General features: G+C 66.1%; 17 protein-coding genes. 10 read left to right on the top strand and 7 right to left on the bottom strand.

What is annotated here, in order from left to right; genetic code table 11:
* Positions 1–98: 98 nt before the first annotated feature.
* Positions 99–1,919: an SLC13 family permease gene (locus tag NDI89_RS14905; protein WP_277522483.1), complete on the bottom strand. Its 1,821-nt coding sequence runs from the start codon at positions 1,917–1,919 to the stop codon at positions 99–101.
* A gap of 104 nt (positions 1,920–2,023) precedes the next feature.
* On the opposite strand from NDI89_RS14905, the gene NDI89_RS14900 reads away from it, so the two are divergent.
* Both NDI89_RS14900 and NDI89_RS14895 read left to right on the top strand, forming a co-directional pair.
* Positions 2,024–2,413 (top strand): tautomerase family protein, encoded by a 390-nt coding sequence (locus NDI89_RS14900; protein WP_277522481.1) that lies wholly within the window; start codon positions 2,024–2,026, stop codon positions 2,411–2,413.
* A gap of 105 nt (positions 2,414–2,518) precedes the next feature.
* The gene (locus tag NDI89_RS14895) at positions 2,519–2,980 is read left to right on the top strand and encodes a universal stress protein (protein WP_277522479.1); all 462 of its coding nucleotides are present in this window, start codon (positions 2,519–2,521) and stop codon (positions 2,978–2,980) included.
* Between the two features lie 51 nt (positions 2,981–3,031).
* Here the strand turns inward: NDI89_RS14895 and NDI89_RS14890 are convergent, their stop codons facing one another.
* The 3 genes from NDI89_RS14890 to NDI89_RS14880 form a co-directional block, all read right to left on the bottom strand.
* Positions 3,032–4,285 carry an ArsA family ATPase gene (locus NDI89_RS14890; RefSeq protein WP_277522477.1) on the bottom strand — a complete coding sequence of 418 codons (1,254 nt, stop codon included), beginning with the start codon at positions 4,283–4,285 and terminating at the stop codon, positions 3,032–3,034.
* 72 nt (positions 4,286–4,357) lie between these two features.
* Positions 4,358–5,803: a glycosyltransferase family 2 protein gene (locus NDI89_RS14885; protein WP_277522476.1), complete on the bottom strand. Its 1,446-nt coding sequence runs from the start codon at positions 5,801–5,803 to the stop codon at positions 4,358–4,360.
* A 79-nt stretch (positions 5,804–5,882) separates the two neighbouring features.
* Complete coding sequence (locus tag NDI89_RS14880; protein WP_277522474.1) at positions 5,883–6,983, bottom strand: pyridoxal phosphate-dependent aminotransferase; 1,101 nt, start codon at positions 6,981–6,983, stop codon at positions 5,883–5,885.
* Between the two features lie 154 nt (positions 6,984–7,137).
* Between NDI89_RS14880 and NDI89_RS14875 the strand changes: the two genes are divergently transcribed.
* Both NDI89_RS14875 and NDI89_RS14870 read left to right on the top strand, forming a co-directional pair.
* Positions 7,138–7,650 (top strand): CinA family protein, encoded by a 513-nt coding sequence (locus tag NDI89_RS14875; RefSeq protein WP_277522472.1) that lies wholly within the window; start codon positions 7,138–7,140, stop codon positions 7,648–7,650.
* A gap of 127 nt (positions 7,651–7,777) precedes the next feature.
* Positions 7,778–8,263 carry a metal-dependent hydrolase gene (locus NDI89_RS14870; RefSeq protein WP_277522470.1) on the top strand — a complete coding sequence of 162 codons (486 nt, stop codon included), beginning with the start codon at positions 7,778–7,780 and terminating at the stop codon, positions 8,261–8,263.
* Positions 8,264–8,405: 142 nt separating this feature from the next.
* Here the strand turns inward: NDI89_RS14870 and NDI89_RS14865 are convergent, their stop codons facing one another.
* The gene (locus tag NDI89_RS14865; protein WP_277522467.1) at positions 8,406–9,380 is read right to left on the bottom strand and encodes a cell division protein CdpA domain-containing protein; all 975 of its coding nucleotides are present in this window, start codon (positions 9,378–9,380) and stop codon (positions 8,406–8,408) included.
* A gap of 214 nt (positions 9,381–9,594) precedes the next feature.
* Between NDI89_RS14865 and NDI89_RS14860 the strand changes: the two genes are divergently transcribed.
* The 3 genes from NDI89_RS14860 (at position 9,595) to NDI89_RS14850 (ending at position 11,096) form a co-directional block, all read left to right on the top strand.
* On the top strand, positions 9,595–9,882 hold the full coding sequence (locus NDI89_RS14860) for a DUF5789 family protein (RefSeq protein WP_277522465.1): 288 nt from the start codon (positions 9,595–9,597) through the stop codon (positions 9,880–9,882).
* Positions 9,883–9,886: 4 nt separating this feature from the next.
* Positions 9,887–10,582, top strand: a complete 696-nt coding sequence (locus NDI89_RS14855) for a CPBP family glutamic-type intramembrane protease (protein WP_277522464.1) — start codon at positions 9,887–9,889, stop codon at positions 10,580–10,582.
* 76 nt (positions 10,583–10,658) lie between these two features.
* Positions 10,659–11,096, top strand: a complete 438-nt coding sequence (locus NDI89_RS14850) for a DUF302 domain-containing protein (protein ID WP_277522462.1) — start codon at positions 10,659–10,661, stop codon at positions 11,094–11,096.
* A 113-nt stretch (positions 11,097–11,209) separates the two neighbouring features.
* Here NDI89_RS14850 and arcD read toward each other — a convergent pair whose 3' ends face one another.
* Together arcD and nreA are read right to left on the bottom strand one after the other, a co-directional pair.
* Positions 11,210–12,646, bottom strand: a complete 1,437-nt coding sequence (gene arcD, locus NDI89_RS14845) for an arginine/ornithine antiporter ArcD (protein ID WP_277522460.1) — start codon at positions 12,644–12,646, stop codon at positions 11,210–11,212.
* Positions 12,647–12,900: 254 nt separating this feature from the next.
* Positions 12,901–14,202: a DNA repair protein NreA gene (gene nreA / locus NDI89_RS14840; RefSeq protein ID WP_277522457.1), complete on the bottom strand. Its 1,302-nt coding sequence runs from the start codon at positions 14,200–14,202 to the stop codon at positions 12,901–12,903.
* A 283-nt stretch (positions 14,203–14,485) separates the two neighbouring features.
* Here nreA and NDI89_RS14835 point away from each other — a divergent pair, with 283 nt between their 5' ends.
* The 3 genes from NDI89_RS14835 (at position 14,486) to NDI89_RS14825 (ending at position 16,602) form a co-directional block, all read left to right on the top strand.
* Positions 14,486–14,665: an HVO_2753 family zinc finger protein gene (locus NDI89_RS14835; RefSeq protein ID WP_006184530.1), complete on the top strand. Its 180-nt coding sequence runs from the start codon at positions 14,486–14,488 to the stop codon at positions 14,663–14,665.
* Positions 14,666–14,667: 2 nt separating this feature from the next.
* Positions 14,668–14,934 carry an elongation factor 1-beta gene (locus NDI89_RS14830; RefSeq protein ID WP_277522443.1) on the top strand — a complete coding sequence of 89 codons (267 nt, stop codon included), beginning with the start codon at positions 14,668–14,670 and terminating at the stop codon, positions 14,932–14,934.
* Between the two features lie 750 nt (positions 14,935–15,684).
* Positions 15,685–16,602: a DMT family transporter gene (locus NDI89_RS14825; protein WP_277522442.1), complete on the top strand. Its 918-nt coding sequence runs from the start codon at positions 15,685–15,687 to the stop codon at positions 16,600–16,602.
* Positions 16,603–16,634 lie beyond the last annotated feature (32 nt).

The following is a 16,634-nucleotide window of genomic DNA, read 5'->3' as shown; positions in this document are numbered from 1 at the left end:
ATCTCGGAACTCACCGCTGGTCCTCGTCTCCCGTTCGAATCGGGTACTCGAGAGAGACCGGTGTTCGAGAACGGAATCCATCGCCGTCCCTCTCACTGTTACCCCTGGAACGCCTCCGCGAACTCGGTCGGCAAGGTTCCCACTTCGATTCCCCAGGCGATCGGGAGCCAGCCGATCGCGACCAGCGTAATGAGGACGATACCGATGAGATTGAGTCCGACGCCGATTTTGGCCATCTGCGGGAGGGTGATGTAGCCGCTCCCGAAGACGATCGCGTTCGGCGGCGTCGCGACCGGCAGCATGAACGCGAACGAGGCGGCGGTCGCGCCCGCGATCATCAGCCCGAACGGGTGGACGCCGATTCCCACCGCGACGCCGGCGAGGATCGGCATGAGCATCGCCGTCGTCGCCGTGTTCGACGTGACCTCCGTCAGGAAGATCGTCATCACGACCACGGCGAACAGGATGGCGATCATCGGCACGCCCTCGAGGAGCCCGAGCCCTTCGCCGATCCACTCCGCGAGGCCGGTGTCGCCGAAGCCGGTGGCGATCGCGAGGCCGCCGCCGAACAGGAGGATGACGCCCCACGGGATGTCGACGGCGTTCGTCCAGTCGAGGAGGAAGGTTCTGTCGCCGTCCGGGGTTCTCGTGGGGAACGTAAACAGGACCATCGCGCCGCCGATCGCGACGATCGTATCGGCGTCGTCGGGCGGCGTCACTCCGAGCAGCGGATCGAGCAGGCTCGAGCCGATCCACGCCGCGGCCATCCCGGCGAAGACGACGGCGACCAGTTTCTCCTGTCGCTTCATCGGCCCGAGTCGCTCGAGTTCGCGGTCGATAGTGTCCGCGCCGGCTGGGAGTTCGTCGAACTGCGGCGACACTGCGCGCGTAACGTACGTGTAGACGGCGGCGAGACCGATCAGTGAGATCGGAACGCCGTAGAGCATCCACTCGGCGAAGGAGACCGACTGGTCGAAGAGCGCGTCCGCCTGTCCCGCGAAGAGGACGTTCGGCGGCGTGCCGATGAGCGTCGCGACGCCGCCGACGGACGCGCCGTAGGCGATACAGAGCATCAGCGCGATCCCGAAGGAGAAATGCCCTTCGCTCGTATCGATCGCCAGTTCGGTCTCGTCGATCAGGTCCGCGGTCTGATAAATGACCGCCAGCGCGATGGGCGTCATCATCATGACGGTCGCGCTGTTGGACACCCACATCGAGAGGAACGCCGTCGCGAGCATGAACCCGAGGATGAGCCTCGAGGGCTCGGTGCCGACGGCCTTGATCGTGCGGAGCGCGATCCGCCGGTGGAGCCCCCACCGTTGCATCGCCATCGCGAGGAAGAACCCGCCCATGAACAGGAAGATCAACGGGTGACCGTACGACGGCGTCGTGTCCGCGACGGGAAGTGCACCGGTCAGCGGGAACAGGACGATCGGCAGCAGCGACGTCGCGGGGATCGGGATCGCTTCGGACATCCACCAGACGGCGACCCACGCGGTGACGGCGGCGACCGCCTTCCCCGCGGCCGACAGCCCGTCCGGCGTCGGGGACAGGAAGATGAGACCGAACAAGAGCGGTCCGAGAACGAAGCCGATCCGCTGTCGGAGACCGTACGTCCCGCCGACGTCGAACGGCGAATCGTCGCCGCGGCTTCCCCCGGCCCCACCACCAGACGAACCGCCACCGGAATCTCCCTCGTTTCTCGGTCCCGTTCCGCCGCTCCGGTCTCCGTCGCGCCCGCCGTCGGGAAACACCCGTCGCGCGAGGCGTCGTTCTTCGGCGGTGAGCCCGTCGAGATCAGCGATCATGCCCGGTGCATCGAGCGTGAGATACGCCTTCGTTCGGGCGTTAGCGACCCACAGATATCGCCACAGCCGCCGCGAAACCGCTCGAGCGGTCCGCTCGCGTTCGCCCACCATACGCTCGATCCTCCCACGAGCACGTCAATAAATAGTGGTCGCTTACACGGATCGGATTCGTCGGTCGGCGGAACGCACAAACCGATGGCCGGACGAGTCGCGGTATGCCGCTGTTACAGTTCGACACGACGCTCTCGCTATCGGACGCGGAGAAGACGACCTTCGCCGAGCGAGTAACGGACCTGTACACCGCCGAGATGTCGACGACGGCGGGACACGTCGCCGTCACGATCCGCGAGCGCGACGGGGCAGCCCTCCACCTCGGGCGCGCCGTCGAGGGGCCGCTGCTCTTTCTCGACGCGGAGATCCGTCGCGGCCGCTCGTTCGAGCGAAAACGGTCGTTCGCGCTCGCTACCATGGCGTACGCCGGGGATACCTTCGACGTTCCCGACGAGAACATGAAGGTCGTCTTCACCGAACACCCCGGCGAGGCGATGATGGGCGTCGACCGCGTCGGCGGCGAGTGGAACGGCGACGGCGAACTGTCCGGGTGACCCTCGAGTCCACGCGGTCGGCGACCGAGCGGTCGATCTGAGTCGGTGGAACCTGCCCGAATCGGCGCTGAAACCACTATCCGTCTCGCTCCCGTACGTACTCGTATGTACCGCGCGCTGTGTCCGATCGACGACGACGAATCGCGAGCGCGGGCGCAGGCGGCGGCCGTCCGCGGACTCCCGGGCGCTGCGACCGACGTGTCGGTCGCCCTCCTCCACGTCCGCGAGGCGGAAACGGAAGCGGACGCCGAGTGGGCGGCCGGCGGGTTCGCGGACGAGTACGCCGCCGAGATGGAACGAGTAACCGAGGACGATTCCCTCCCGAACTCGGTCGAAACGGCAGCAAACGCGCTCGAGGCGGGTGACGTCGAGTGGACGGTTCGGCGGGCGACGGGCGATCCCGCGGCGACGATCCTCGCGGCGGCCGAGGAGTACGACAGTGACGTGATCGTTATCGGCGTCCGCAACCGATCGCCGGTCGGCAAGGTGCTGTTCGGGAGCGTCGCACAGGCCGTGATTCTCGACAGCGACCGGCCGGTGACTGTGGTCTCCTCCGACGCTGAATGAGAAACAACGCGAAACCGGCTCGTAGAGTACCGAAGCGGGGACGGACCGCGACTACCGCAGACAGGCCGCGACGACCTCGAGCATTCCCTCGCCGCGAACCTCCTCGGCGAACAGCGGGACGCGCCGAACGTCTGTTCCGCGAAAGAGATCCTGTGCTTCGGCGAGTGCAGACTGCTGAACGTCCCAGCGTCGTTGACAGAACTCGCAGTCATCGAGGTTCGGCTGGAGGAACTCGCCGTCGACGTCGTCGGTGACGTTCGACAGCGGCTCCATCACCCGGTTGACGACGACGGTTCCGACGGGAATCTCGAACTCCTCGAGTTGCTGGCGCAAGCGTTTCGATTCGAAGACGCTCATCTCCTCGGGAACCATCACGATCCGGAAGTCGGTCCGCGCCGGATCGCGCAGGGCGGCCCGCAGGCGCTCGATGCGCTCGCGGAGTTCCTCGAGATCCTCGAGCTCCGCTCCGTCGTCGGGGGCCCCGCCGCCGAACATCCCCTTGACTCCGTCGACCATTCCGCTGATACGCTGGCGGAACTTCACGAGTCGGCCCATCATCGTGTCCATGATTTCGGGCAACTGGAGCAGCCGCAGGGTGTGGCCCGTCGGTGCCGTATCGACGACGACGCGGTCGAAGCGCTCGTCGTCCATGTACTCGAGCAGCAGCTGCATCGCGGCCGCCTCGTCGGCTCCGGGCATCGCACCGCCGAAGAGGGCGTCCATCGGCGACTCGCCGCCGAGCAGTTCGCCGAGGCCGCCGAGGGGGCCGGCTCCGCCGCCCTCTCCGCCGGGAAACGGCGACCCGCTTCCGTCATCGTCGGAGAACGGAGACCCGCTCTCCCCGCCGCCGGCGAACGGAGTTTCGTCTCCCGTCCCCGCGCCTGCGCCGCCGAAGGGGGTGTCCCCGCGCTCGAGCGCGGCTTCGGGATCGATCTCGGCCGCGTAGAGCGGGATATCGTCGCGGATCCGTCCCGGTTCGGCCGGAACGTCGGTCTCGAGCGTGTCCGACAGCGAGTGGGCCGGGTCGGTCGAGACGACCAGCGTCCGAGTGCCGCCGCGGGCGCTGTCGAGCGCGGTCGCGGCCGCCATCGTCGTTTTTCCGACGCCGCCCTTGCCGCCGTAGAGGACGTAGTCCGGCCCGTCGATCGGCTCGTCGGACGGCTCGACGTCGATCGTCTCGCGCTCGTCCGGCTCCGCGTCGTCGACGGAATCGGTCGGCGTCACCTCGATGGTGTGTCCGCCGCCGTCGCTGTCCCTCGCTACGTCCTCGTCCTCGTCGGTTGACTCGGCGTCGATGCCGCTCATACGCCGCGTTTCCCGGTCCGGACACGAGTATTCGTCGATTGCTCGCCATCGGTGGACCGACCCGCCCCGGCGCTACCGTTTCGGCGTCACGTCGAAGGTCGGCGCGACGCCGCGGAGGGCATCGGCCAGTGCCAGACATATCGGGACGGTCCACAGCGTCGCGTACAGGGCCTGCGTGATCGGGTTCGAGACCAGCGAGTACCGAAGTCGGTCCCATCGGCTCTCGAAGGGGACGGCGTCCCAGGCGGCGCGGTAGGACCGCCAGCTGTAATACAGCCAGACGACGCCGTTGAACAGGACCAGCGGGAACAGCGCCGACGGAACGACGGTCCCCGCTGAGCCGATGACGGTCAGTCCAAGGACGACGAGCCCGACCGGCAGTCCGAAGACGTTCGTCACCGACAGGAGCTGCGTCAGGACGGTCCCGGCCCAGAACCGCCCGCGCTCGAGCCCGGACCACCCGGGTGTCAGCAGGTGGCGGTAGGGGCCGCGAACCCAGCGGCGTTTCTGCCGGATCCACGCCTCGAAGTCGGCCGGACAGAAGTCCTGCACGTAGCGGTCGATGATGCCGAGCGTGCAGCCGCGCTCGTGGGCGGCGATACCCAGCGCCATGTCCTCTGTCACGGCGTCGAGCTGCCACCGATCGAGATCGTAGAGGACGCCCGCTGGGACGAAGTAGGCCTTTCCCAGCAGCTGGTAGGGCCCGTCGGTCGAGTTCGCGTAGACGGTGTCCGACCACGCCGCGATCCCCATCGACTCGAGCAGCGGGAGCCAGCCGTCCGCGACGTTTCGCGCGGTCTGTTTCGCCTGCACGATGTCGTACTCCGCGAGGCCGGCGACGGCGAGTTCGAACGTGTCGCGGGGAACCTGCGTGTCGGAGTCGAAGACCGTCACGACGTCGTCGGCCGCGAACGACAGCGTCGTGAAGGCGTACGTCAGGGCGGCCGCTTTCGTCCGCGGGACGCCAGTCCCGCTGAACGTCCAGTCGCCGGGCGCGCGGTCGGCCGCGAGCGCTTCCCGATCGACGGCGACGAACTCGACGCTGAGGCCGTCCTCGCGGGCCGCGATCGCCTCGCGGACCGCCGGCACGGTCGGATCGTCCGGTTCGTAAATCACGTACACGGAGACGTCAGCGGTCGGATACCGCTGGGACGCGAGGTTCTCCAGCGTCTCCTCGATGACGGCCGGCCGCTCGCGATAGATCGGCATCAGGACGCAGATCCGGCGGACCGCCGACGAGGGGAGCCGGCAGTCCGAGGTGGCTCCGGATCGAGACCCGCGCATCGGCTTCTCCGCCCCCGTCAGCGACGGATCGACGCGGGCGTCCGAACCCCCGTCCGCTCGTGCTAGCGGCCGCTCACGATCGCTTTCGGCCGCCTCGGCGATGACCCGATCTACGGTGGCGTCGTCGACCACGGTGTCGGACCGGTGCACGAGCAGCGTCACTAGCGCGCAGTTACCGACGAAGTAGGCCAGTTGGGTCAGGGCGAACACCGCGACGACGAACTCGAGCACCATCACGCGGTGGATCGGCACCCCCGACGTATCGGTATTTCGGCCGGATTGTCAGTCGAGTCGAATCGACTCGGTCGGGCCGTCAGTCGAAGAACGTCGCCAGCCGCTCGGCCGCTTCCTCGACGCGAGGGGTCACGAGCGCGAACCGAAGCCACTCCGCTCGCGAACTCCCGAAGGCCTCGCCCGGCATTCCGGCGACGCCGGCCTCGTCGATGAGCCGTTCGACGTTCTCGAGCGTGCCGGGATAGCCGTCGAAGCGAGCCATCACGTAAAACGAGCCGTCGGGGCGCGTGTACGCCGCTCCGGCGGCATCGAGCGCGTCGGTGAACGTCTCGACGCGCTCGCGGAGCCGTTTTCGGTTGCGTTCGTAGTAGTCCGGTCCCGTCTCGCGCAGCGCCTGCAGAACCGCGTACTGGCCGGGGCGGGTGGTAGCCACGTTGACCAGCATGTGCCGGCTCTCGGCGTCCGCGACGAGCTCCGGCGGGAAGATCGCATAGCCCACTCTGACGCCGGTGATCGCCATCGACTTCGAAAAGGCGTTCGTGACGACCCGGTGGGTAGAGTCGGTCTCGAGCGCGCTCGCGAATCGCCCCGAGAGGTCGTAGTGGTCGTACACCTCGTCGCTGACCAGAATCGCGTCGTAGGACTCCGCGATGGCGACGAGTTCCCGCATAGTCTCGGCGGGGTAGACTGCACCGGTCGGGTTGTTCGGCGTGTTCACCACGATCGCGGCCGTCTCCTCGCTCGCGGCCGCGCGGATGTCCTCCGGGTCGAGTTGTCCCTCGTCGTCCGTCGCGACGTAGGATTGGGTCCCCCCGAGCATCGTCGTCTTCCCGGGATAGTACGGATAAACGGGGTCCGTGAGCAGGATCTCCTCGCCGCTGTCACGCTCGAGGGCCCGCGCCATCGCGAGGTAGTTCGCCTCGCCGGCCCCGTTCGTGACGACGATCTGATCCGCGTCGACGCTCCGGCGGGCCGCGATCTCCTCGCGGAGCTCGAGCAGGCCCTCACTGGGCGGATACTGGAACCGATCGGGGGCGAGATCGGCGTACTCGCGCAGCCCCGCTCGAAGCGCCTCCGGGGGCTCCCAGTCGGGATTCCCGCTGACCATGTCGACGACGTCGCGGTCAGCCGCGTCCGCGTACTTCATCACGCGGAAGAACAGCGGCGTCTCGTAATTCATAGCCGGTACTCGGCATTCAGATCCCGTCTTTCTTTCCGTTTGGGGGTCGAACGCGGCAGCGGTCCGTTGATTGCCATCGCCTCGCGCTCGAATCGGACCGACGGACACTGCTGTACCCCTCGCTTTCACAACGGAGCCCCGCGTGGCGTCGACTATGAACGACGACATCGATCGCGATCTGCCGATGGCCGTCGGCGACGCGCTTCGGGAAACGGACGAGACGCTGGCAGTTGCCGAATCCTGCACCGGCGGGCTGATCGGCGCTGCGATCACCGCCGTTCCGGGGGCGAGCGACTACTTCGATACGGGGCTGACGACCTACGCCTACGACGCCAAGCGCCGTCACCTCGGCGTCAGTCGCGAAGCGCTCGACGAGCACGGTGCCGTCTCCGAACCCGTGGCCCGCGAAATGGCGCGAGGCGTTCGAGACGTCACGGACGTGACCTGGGGTCTCTCGACGACCGGAATCGCCGGGCCGACCGGCGGGACCGAGGAGAACCCGGTCGGAACCGTCTACATCGGAATTTCCTACGGCGCCCCGTGGGGAAGCGAGGAATCGTACGCGACCGTCTCTCGGTACGTCTTCGACGGTGATCGTGCGGCCGTTCGCGCGAAAACCGTCGAGCGGGGGCTCGAGGATCTGCTCGAAGAAGTCGAGACGCGCTGAGACCGTCGATCGACGAATCGGAACGGAATCTCCCTAGCTCGTTTACCCTTCGCTTCCGGTGGAATAGAGGAACGGCGGACAGTCTCGAGAGAAAACTATTCCCCTGCCGACTCCCAGATGCGAGTAGATGAACAAGAAAGGACACGTGCTGAACGCCGTCCTGTTGAGCCTCGGGCTGGGGTATATCCTCGAGCCGTCGGGAAGCCTGGAAACGTTTCGAACGATCCTCGTCGTCGGCGTCCCGGTGACGCTGGGTGCGCTCTTTCCCGACGTCGACACCGAATTCGGTAAACACAGAAAGACGTTACACAACCTCCCGATTCTGGCCGGGTTCTACGCGTTTCCGATTTTCTTCGGGAACCTCGAGTTCGTCTGGATCGGTATCCTGACCCATTACGTGCTCGACATCGCGGGGAGCAAGCGCGGAATCGCGCTGTTTTACCCGCTCTGGAAGAAGGAATTCGGGCTGCCGATCGGCGTCGCGGTCAGCAGCAAGCGGTCGGATATCATGATGGTAATCGTCACCGTGGCCGAACTGGCGATCGTCGCACTGTTCGTCTTCGAGATCCCTCAGCGGGGTTTCGAGATGAGTCGCCAGATGCTCGGCGTCTGATCGCCGCCTCCGTTCTCGGTACACGACGCGTGCCCGCCGAACCGCGAATCGGCCGTCTCTTCGTCAGTACGTATCCGTCCTCACCGAGAGACCGTATACGAGTCTCGCTCTCAAAAAAGGCCCGTCTACGACCGCCTGTGTCCTATCGCCGGTTCGCCGTCCACTCCTCGCAGGCGTCCATATCGTCCATCGCCGTCTCGTGGCGAGCGCAGTACGGAACCATCCCCTCCGAGGAGCGAACGTACTCGAAGTGTTCGCAGTTGCCGCAGTAGCGATCCGCCGGCTCGTCGGACGTTTCGGTCGGCGATTCGACGATCTCGGCGTCGGTTCCACCGCTCGAATCGAGCGGCGAGGAAATATCCGTGGCCGCGGAGCCACCGTCGCTGGTCGCAGCGCCGACGGCCCGACCGGGGGTCGATCCAGTCCGCGACGACTGAGATGACCGCTGCGAGGATCGGCTCCCCGCGTTCTCGTCGTAGGAGAGCGCCGTCCCGCTTTCGTCGTCCCCGTTAGTCTGCGTCTCCACTTCACCGTCCGGCGTGCCGCCGAAGAAACCGATGCCGCCGAGTCCACTCGAGTCGGTCGACTCGTCGACTTCGAGGACGGTCCGGTTGTGACGGGTGACGTTCATCTCGAGGTGACCGCCGGGGTCGTTGCGCCGCTTGAACGTGGCGACGGCGACGAACAGACACCAGAGCGCGGGCAAGAGGCCGAGCAGATAGATCGCGGAGACCTCGAACGTGAGCTGGTCGCCGCCGTAACGCCAGTGTTCGGGGTAGGCGTGCCAGAAGAGGACGACGCCGAGCAGGCAGAGGCTCGCGCTGATCGCGGCCGTGGCCTGGATGCGACGGCTGGCCGGCAAGACGACGAAGACGCCGATGAGAACGGTCGGAACGCTGAGCCCGGCCAGAATTCCCGCAGCCCGGACGGTCGCGAATCGAGCGGCTAGCTCTCCCCAGAAGGCGACTGCGTACCCGCCGAAGAGATCGGTCGTCGCCACCAGTACGGCCACGACGGCGAGAAGCGCGCCGAGGAAGACGAGCGCCGTTCCCGCGTACAACCGGCGACTCGTCACCCCCGGTGCGGTCCCATCGTAGGCTTCGGTCAGGCTTGTCATACCCGGTCGTTCGGCGTCCCATCACAAAACGATACGTCAGACACATCTCGGTTGTTGGAGGTGTATCCCGGTCGTGATTCGGGACGGGTCGATTCCGGCGATGAGTCAGTCCCGGCTCCAAGCTCTCATCGGCTGTATCGTAGGGCGAGGGTGTGGCTCAATCGCGACCCGTGGAAACGAAAGCTTGAATCACCGCCCTCGCAAACGACCGGCCATGAGCGACGAGGACGAGGATGCGGAACCGGCGGTTTCGCTCGGAGAGCACACTCCCGTCGAGGGCGCCCCCCTCGCCCGCGTGAGTTCGCGGCTGACCTGGCCCAAAGAGAAGAGCGAGGTCGACCGTCTCGAGGGTGAGACGGTCATTCGCACGCCGGAGGGCCCCCGGGAGCTATCCGGCGTGCTCGAGGCCGTCGACGAGACGTACTTCCAGCGCCACCAGGAGTTCGAGGGCCACGTCCGCGACGTGATCGGGACCGGCCCCGTCCCGACCGCCGACGAGTAACACCGTGGCCTCCGAGTCGGGTCGCGGCAGCGGCCGCTGGCTCCGGGACCGTCTGCAACTGTCCTGGGTCCAGAAGGCGTTACTGCTCGGTGCCGTACTGACGGTGCTGTGGATGCGATTCGTCCCCAGCGACCTGACCCGGCGGGTCGTCGTCGACGGCGTGCTCCTGATCGGCGCCCCGCTCGCGCTCGGGCTGTCACACGGGAACCGCATCGGCTGGCGCGTCGATCGAACCGCCGTTCGAAACACCGTCCTCCTCGCGCTGTTCGTCCTCCCCTTCTACCTCGTCGGGTCGACCTTGCCGACGATCCGGGCGTTCTACCCGATCTGGTCGACCTCGGCGGCGCCGGCGGCGTTCGTCCCGCACGCGATCAAACTCTTCGCACTCGCCCTGGCGGCCGAAACCTACTACCGCGGGTTGCTCTGCGTCGGCGTCAGAGAGATCGGCTTCGGCGCGGTGTTCATCAGCCCCGTCGTCTACATGCTACACCACGCCTCGAAACCCCCGATCGAGTTCGTGCTGTCGGGGCCGACCGATATCCTGTTCGGCGCTATCGATTACAAGTCCGACTCCATTCTCCCCTCGGTCGTCGCCCACGGCGGCGGCCTCGTCCTCCTCGACTGGCTGGTCCTCCACGAACCGGTGTTCGATCCGATACTCGTGGTGCGGTTCCTGGAGTGGCTGCCGATTCCGGTGTAGCCGACGGTCTGATCAGTCAGTCCCGCCACACATCTTCAGCGACCAGTATAAGGAACAGGCCGGCCAAGAGTCCGGTATGACACTGCCAATCGACCCGACGAAGATCGAACCGGAGGATTACGGCGAACACCGCGCGGTGCTCGAGATGGGCCACGAGGAAGCCATCGAACACGCCCGCGAGGTGTTCACCGAGGCCGGCTTCGGCGTGCCGGCCGAGTTCTCTCCCTCGGAGTTGCTCAACGAGAAGGTCGACGCGGATCGGGATCCCTACTACGTGCTCGGTGCCTGTAATCCCGAGATGGCCGACCGAGTACTGGACGTGACCGAACGGATGGGCGCGCTGTTCCCCTGTAACGTCGTCGTCTGGGAGGAGGAACCCGGCCGACAGGTCGTCTACCACGTCTCGATCATGAAGATCGCGCGCTTGCTCGGCATCGCGCCCGACGACGAGAACTGGCAGGAGATCGTCGACGCGACCGGCGAGATGGTCGACGAGGCGTACGCGAACCTCTAGTCGAACCGGTCGTGACTCCGTCTCGAGACAGTTCTCCGAAACCGATATCGAACGGAAGAACGGGTCCGACGAGCCACGCCGCAGCGTTTCGTTCGAAGAGGCTCGAGAGGCGTTTAGTCGGCGGTTTGAGCGCGCTCCGTGCGCCGACTCGTCGGCACGCCGCGACCGGTCAGCGCCATCGCGAACAGGACGAGCGGCGACAGCAGCCCGAACAGGTAGAACGGCGCGTACTCGAGGGTCGGAACATCGGTCGCGGAGGCCATGAAGACGCCGCCGGCGTGCCACGGAATGAGTGCGCCGGTCGGCGTCCCGGCGGCTTCGACGGCCCGTGAGAGCTCCTCGCTGTCGAGGCCGAACTCCTCGTAGAGGTTTCGGAGCGTCAGTCCCGGCATGACGATGCTCATGTACTGCTGGGCGGTGAGCGCGTTGATGAGGATCGCGGAGAGGCCGGTGCCGGCGATCAGGCCGCCGGAACTACGGATGCCTCGAGAGAGGCGATCGGCGAGGACGGCCAGCACGCCGGTGTGCTCGAGCAGGCCACCCAGCGAGAGCGCGGCGACGACGACGGTGATCGTCCAGGCGGAGCCGGTGAGCCCGCCGGTCGCGAGGAGATCGTTCACGAGATCCGTGCCCGTCTCGGGCGCGGTCCCGTTCATGAAGACCTCCCAGGCGGCGACGAAGCCAGTGCCCTGGACCAGAATGGAGGTGAAGACCCCGGCGAAGACGCCGGCCACGAGCGTCGGGAGCGCGGGGTAGCCGTAGAGCGCGAGACCGAAGGTGACCGCGAGCGGCAGGAAGACGAGCACGGAGAGGTCGTACGTGCCCGCGAGCGCGGTCTGAATCTCGGCGACGCGGCCGACGGGGATCTCGCCGCTCCGTCGGAGGCCGAGGGCGGCGAATCCGGCGACTGCGAGACCGAACGCGACGGCCGTGCCCGTTCGCATGCGGTAGATGTGATCGTACAGCGGCGTGTTCGTCACGCCCGCCGCGAGATTGGTCGTGTCCGATAGGGGCGACTGCTTGTCGCCGGCGTAGGCGCCCGAGATGACCGCACCGACGGTCATGGGTGCCGGGACGCCGAGCCCCGCGCCGATCCCGACGAACGCGACGCCCAGCGTTCCGACCGTCGTCCACGAGGAGCCGATCGAGAACGCGACGACCGCCGCCAGAACGGCCGTGACGGGCAGGAACACCGTCGGGGTCAACAGCTCGAGGCCGTAGTACATCATCGCCGGGATCGTTCCGGCGTCGACCCAGGTGGCGATCAGCGCGTAGATCGTGAAGAGGATCAGCAGGGCCTGGAGCCCCATCAGGAGTCCGTTCGAGATGCCCTCGGAGAGGTCGCTCCACCGATAGCCGAGGTAGCGACCGTACGCGCCGACGAAGACGATACTCCAGAGGAGTGGCACGTGCGGTGCCAGCCCGAACAGGGCCGAGCCGATGCCGAGAAACACGATCACCGCGAGCACTGGAACGAGTGCGAGACCGAACGACGGCCGCCGTTCGGGGTCGAGATCGTCGACCGACGTCGGTGTAAAGTCGAATGTCATCATCCGCAGTATGCGTTTGGAGCATAAAAATAGAGTGGTTTATTACTCAAACGTATGCCTTGCGGTACCAGTGGCCATATTACTGCCGACGGGACAGTTAGATATCCAAATCAGTCACAATCGCTCGAACTCGAGGCGTCGGGGCCCCATTCGACAGGGCTCGCGACGCGACCGTAGTCACGACAGTCCCGCTGCTGGATTCGGACCGCTACCGGCCACTTGCGGTGGCTACCACAGGAGGAGACGCCGGTCGTTCAGTCGGGGGTAGAGAAGGCGCTCAGATTCGACTGCAACCCGGCCGCGAGTTCGGATTTGCGCCGCAGCCGTGCGTAAGAGACCGGCAACCGGCTCGCGACCCCCGAGACCGCGTCGTGGAAGGTCTCCGCTTCGCCGTACTCGCCCTCGAAGGCGTTGCGAACGCTTTCACGGACCTGCCAGACGCCGACCGGTGCCCAGTAGTCGTCGCTCACCTCTCGCAGGACGAGACACTTCGCCTGGCGACCGATCGACTCGAGGTGCTCGAGGACGCCCAGCCGGGCGGCGTAGTAAGCGCCGGCGGTCTCCTCGACGTAGCTCGAGCGGCCCTCGTACCCCTCCGAGGCGCTCGCCATCCAGATGTTGTCTTCGGGGTCGGGGTTCCAGATGCTGCCCGGAGCCTTCATCTCGACGAGTTCGAACTCCCAGTTACCGGGCGCGAGGACGATCCAGTAGCGATTCCCGACGTACTCGTTGGCCCAGACCTGCACCTCGTCGATGCTGGGTGCATTCCGGATGCGGCCGCGAAGGAATTTGCCGACGGTGTCGTCGACCGCGGTGATCGACCATCGCGTCGGAACCAGCCGCCGCTGCTCGGTCTGCCCGAGGGCGCCCGCAGAGAGGATCGAGTTGATCTCGTAGACGTCGAACCCGCGCCGGTAGAGGTAGGTCATCGCCCCCTGAGCCTGCCAGTCGTCGTCCTCGAGCGTCTTCTTGACCGGCCGCGGGACGTAGGGGTTCTCCCGCAGCTCCGCGTTGCTTGCGTTGGCGCGCGGACCGCGGGGCGTGGCGACGTCCGTGCCCGCGTCCAGTCCGAGGTCGGGTTTGTCGTCCAGTCCGATCTCGAGGTCGACCGGTCGATCCGCGATGGCGACCTCGCGCTGGACGCCGACGAAGCCGTCCCAGACGTCGTCGACCGAGGGGGTCATCCGGCTCGCAATGGACGGCGAGTCGACGTTCGCGCGCTTGCTCGAGTTCAGGAGTCCGGTCCGGCGCTGGAGCACGTCGTCGATCGCGTACCCCTGCTGGTACCAGTCGCCGTCGGTGACGTACTCCGCGGCGGCGTCCTCGTCGCCGACCGGCGAGAGTAGTCCCACTGGGATGTCCGGGTAGTTCGACCGGCCGACGAAGATCGACGGCGCGGTCGAGCCGACGAGCGTGTCGCCACTCAGGGCGTCGTCGAACTTCCGTTCGAAATCCGCCAGATGATCCGTGATCGCGTAGGACTTCTCCTTGGCGAGGCGGCGGCGCTCGGCCTCCTCGTCGGGCTCGAGGTCCTCGATGTAGTCGTCGAGGCGCATTCACTCGAAAGAGGGAGGGCACGGTGTTGAATGTTGAGTTTCGGGCCGCCGGTTTCGTCTACCCGGCGACCGCAAACGTGTCAGAGGCAGAGGTCCGGCGGGCGACCGAACCCCACTCCCGTGTTCGATCCGGTGTATGAAATATCCGACAGCGCTTTCTCTGAGGCTGAAAACGGTCACCCGACAGTACACCATCGGGTGGTGTGTGCAGTCGGTCGTCGACCGACGTTCGGACGGCCGCCGAAAGACAACCGTTAAAAACGGCGGGCGGAAAAGGAGACGTATGAGTACGACCGACGACCGAGAGACGCGCTCGTGCGTCTCCTGCGGGCTCAACATCGCGGGCACGAACGCCGCTGCGTTCAAGTGTCCCGACTGCGGCCAGCAGATCTACCGCTGTGCCAAGTGTCGCAAACAGAGCAACCTCTACGAGTGCCCCGACTGCGGGTTCACCGGACCATAACAATGGGAAAAGTCGCTGCCAAAATCAAGGTCATGCCGGACAGCCCCGACATCGATCTCGACGCGCTCCAGGAGCGCCTCGAGAGCGCCCTCCCCGAGGGCGCGAAGATCAACGGCGTCGAACGCGACGAAGTCGCGTTCGGTCTCGTCGCGCTCTACCCGACCGTGATCGTTCCGGACGGATCCGGCGGCACGGAGACCGTCGAGGAGAGCTTCGCCGACGTCGACGGTGTCGAGAGCGTCGCCGTCGAAAACGTCGGTCGGATATAAGCCGCCGTTCTCGCGTTTTGCAGCCGTTCGTCGCTCCACGATAGCGGCGGCCGTGTCGAGCTGATGGAAAAGCCGCCGCACTCGAGACGGCCCCACCGATTCGCGAGACTCGTCGCCGGTGACGAGTTCCGACCCCATCGGGGACCGGCTGGCGTGTCGCCGCGCGAAGATCGAGGTCGGGAGTCGCCCTCGCGTCCACATCAGATCGACGTTCAGGGATGTACTAACGGCCATATCGATCTCGGCGAAGCCCAGATGCGGGTCCGTCATCGTGACGTGACTCCGGCGCGGTTTTCGGACACCTCGGTCGGAGAGGACCCCCGTCGCTGCGAGAACGACTCCGGAATAGTGTGATGGAGACAGTTTTGAGATACCGAGTGAGCGGACGGATCTCGAAACCGGGGCCAGATCTGCCTCAACACCAACGTTTAATATCGTGTGGTGTGCTACCGACTATCATAGAGGTGGGAGAAACGATACGACTCGATCACGCCGACTGGCCACTCGAACCGATTCGATCCCAACCACTGTGACGGTACATCTTCGAAACCGTTGATTTTCTTCGACCGATAGCGACGTCCCACAGCCGTGAGTCGCGGTCGCGCCGAATCGCATGATGACATTGTGAGTGGTGTGTAACTCGTGTCAGCGGCTACGATAACCGATCGGATCGCATCGAATCGAACTTCGGACTCGACGGTTTCGAAGCGGTTTCAGCGGCGTTATGACTTGCGAGCGGAATCTGGCTGTATGGTTCTCGAGGCGTCGAACTCGCTGCTCGGTGTGGGTCTGGCGAGCGTTGCCGCCGTCGGGTTCGCGGGGCAGTTTCTCTGCGTTCGGCTCGGGACGGACGACGGCGACGTCACCGACGCGGTCCTCGTCGTCTTGTGCTGTAACGTCCTCATCGTCGTTCCGATCGCGTTCGTCACGCACGCACCGCCGTATTCGGCGCTTTTCACGCCGCTCTCGGCTATCTCCTTCGCAGCGGCCGGTATCGCGGGGATGTTCGTCGCCCGCCTGCTGATGTTCACGAGTATCGACGCGCTCGGTGCGAGCATCACCTCGCCCGTGATCGCCTCGAACGTCCTCTTCGCGACGGTCTTCGCCGTCGTTTTGTTGGGGGAACGGCTGACTGCCAGTCACTTCCTGGGGATCGTGCTGATCGTCGCCGGGATCGCGGTCGTCTCCTGGGAAACCGCGGCCGCGACGGGTCCCGACCGGTCGCTTCGGGAGACCGGGACGATGCTGGCGCTCCCGGTGGCCGCCGCCGTCTGTATCGGTATCGAACCGATTTTCGTGTCGACCGGGCTCGCCGAGGGAACCCCGATTCTGCCCGGACTCGCGGTCATGGCCACCGTCGCAACGGTCTGCTTTACCGGCTACCTCGCCTGGGCCGGTTCGCTGGGTCGCGTTCCGCTCCGGAGCGCGTCTACTGCGTGGTACGTCGCGGGCGGCGTCTCGACTACCGTCGCCTTCCTCGCGTATTTCGCGGCGCTCACCGTCGCTCCCGTCGTCGTGGTCATGCCGCTGTTACAGCTCACGCCGCTGCTCGTGGTCGTTCTCTCCGTACTCTTTCTCCCGCGGCGACTCGAGCGCGTCACGTGGCGCGTCACAGCCGCTGCGACCGTCGTCGTCCTCGGAACGACGCTGGTCTCAGTGGTGGGATGAGTCGACCGGCATCGCGACGAACCGCTGCCGTG

The organism is Natrinema salsiterrestre (genome assembly GCF_029502005.1).
GTDB classification, from domain to species: Archaea; Halobacteriota; Halobacteria; order Halobacteriales; family Natrialbaceae; genus Natrinema; species Natrinema salsiterrestre.
This window is presented reverse-complemented; position numbering and strand designations above follow the sequence as displayed.

What these genes read in the sequence shown, in the direction of transcription:
- NDI89_RS14905 (WP_277522483.1), bottom strand. Translation starts at nt 1,919, where the DNA reads ATGGTGGGCGAACGCGAGCGGACCGCTCGAGCGGTTTCGCGGCGGCTG.
- NDI89_RS14900 (WP_277522481.1), top strand. Translation starts at nt 2,024, where the DNA reads ATGCCGCTGTTACAGTTCGACACGACGCTCTCGCTATCGGACGCGGAG.
- NDI89_RS14895 (WP_277522479.1), top strand. Translation starts at nt 2,519, where the DNA reads ATGTACCGCGCGCTGTGTCCGATCGACGACGACGAATCGCGAGCGCGG.
- NDI89_RS14890 (WP_277522477.1), bottom strand. Translation starts at nt 4,285, where the DNA reads ATGAGCGGCATCGACGCCGAGTCAACCGACGAGGACGAGGACGTAGCG.
- NDI89_RS14885 (WP_277522476.1), bottom strand. Translation starts at nt 5,803, where the DNA reads ATGGTGCTCGAGTTCGTCGTCGCGGTGTTCGCCCTGACCCAACTGGCC.
- NDI89_RS14880 (WP_277522474.1), bottom strand. Translation starts at nt 6,983, where the DNA reads ATGAATTACGAGACGCCGCTGTTCTTCCGCGTGATGAAGTACGCGGAC.
- NDI89_RS14875 (WP_277522472.1), top strand. Translation starts at nt 7,138, where the DNA reads ATGAACGACGACATCGATCGCGATCTGCCGATGGCCGTCGGCGACGCG.
- NDI89_RS14870 (WP_277522470.1), top strand. Translation starts at nt 7,778, where the DNA reads ATGAACAAGAAAGGACACGTGCTGAACGCCGTCCTGTTGAGCCTCGGG.
- NDI89_RS14865 (WP_277522467.1), bottom strand. Translation starts at nt 9,380, where the DNA reads ATGACAAGCCTGACCGAAGCCTACGATGGGACCGCACCGGGGGTGACG.
- NDI89_RS14860 (WP_277522465.1), top strand. Translation starts at nt 9,595, where the DNA reads ATGAGCGACGAGGACGAGGATGCGGAACCGGCGGTTTCGCTCGGAGAG.
- NDI89_RS14850 (WP_277522462.1), top strand. Translation starts at nt 10,659, where the DNA reads ATGACACTGCCAATCGACCCGACGAAGATCGAACCGGAGGATTACGGC.
- arcD (WP_277522460.1), bottom strand. Translation starts at nt 12,646, where the DNA reads ATGACATTCGACTTTACACCGACGTCGGTCGACGATCTCGACCCCGAA.
- nreA (WP_277522457.1), bottom strand. Translation starts at nt 14,202, where the DNA reads ATGCGCCTCGACGACTACATCGAGGACCTCGAGCCCGACGAGGAGGCC.
- NDI89_RS14835 (WP_006184530.1), top strand. Translation starts at nt 14,486, where the DNA reads ATGAGTACGACCGACGACCGAGAGACGCGCTCGTGCGTCTCCTGCGGG.
- NDI89_RS14830 (WP_277522443.1), top strand. Translation starts at nt 14,668, where the DNA reads ATGGGAAAAGTCGCTGCCAAAATCAAGGTCATGCCGGACAGCCCCGAC.
- NDI89_RS14825 (WP_277522442.1), top strand. Translation starts at nt 15,685, where the DNA reads ATGGTTCTCGAGGCGTCGAACTCGCTGCTCGGTGTGGGTCTGGCGAGC.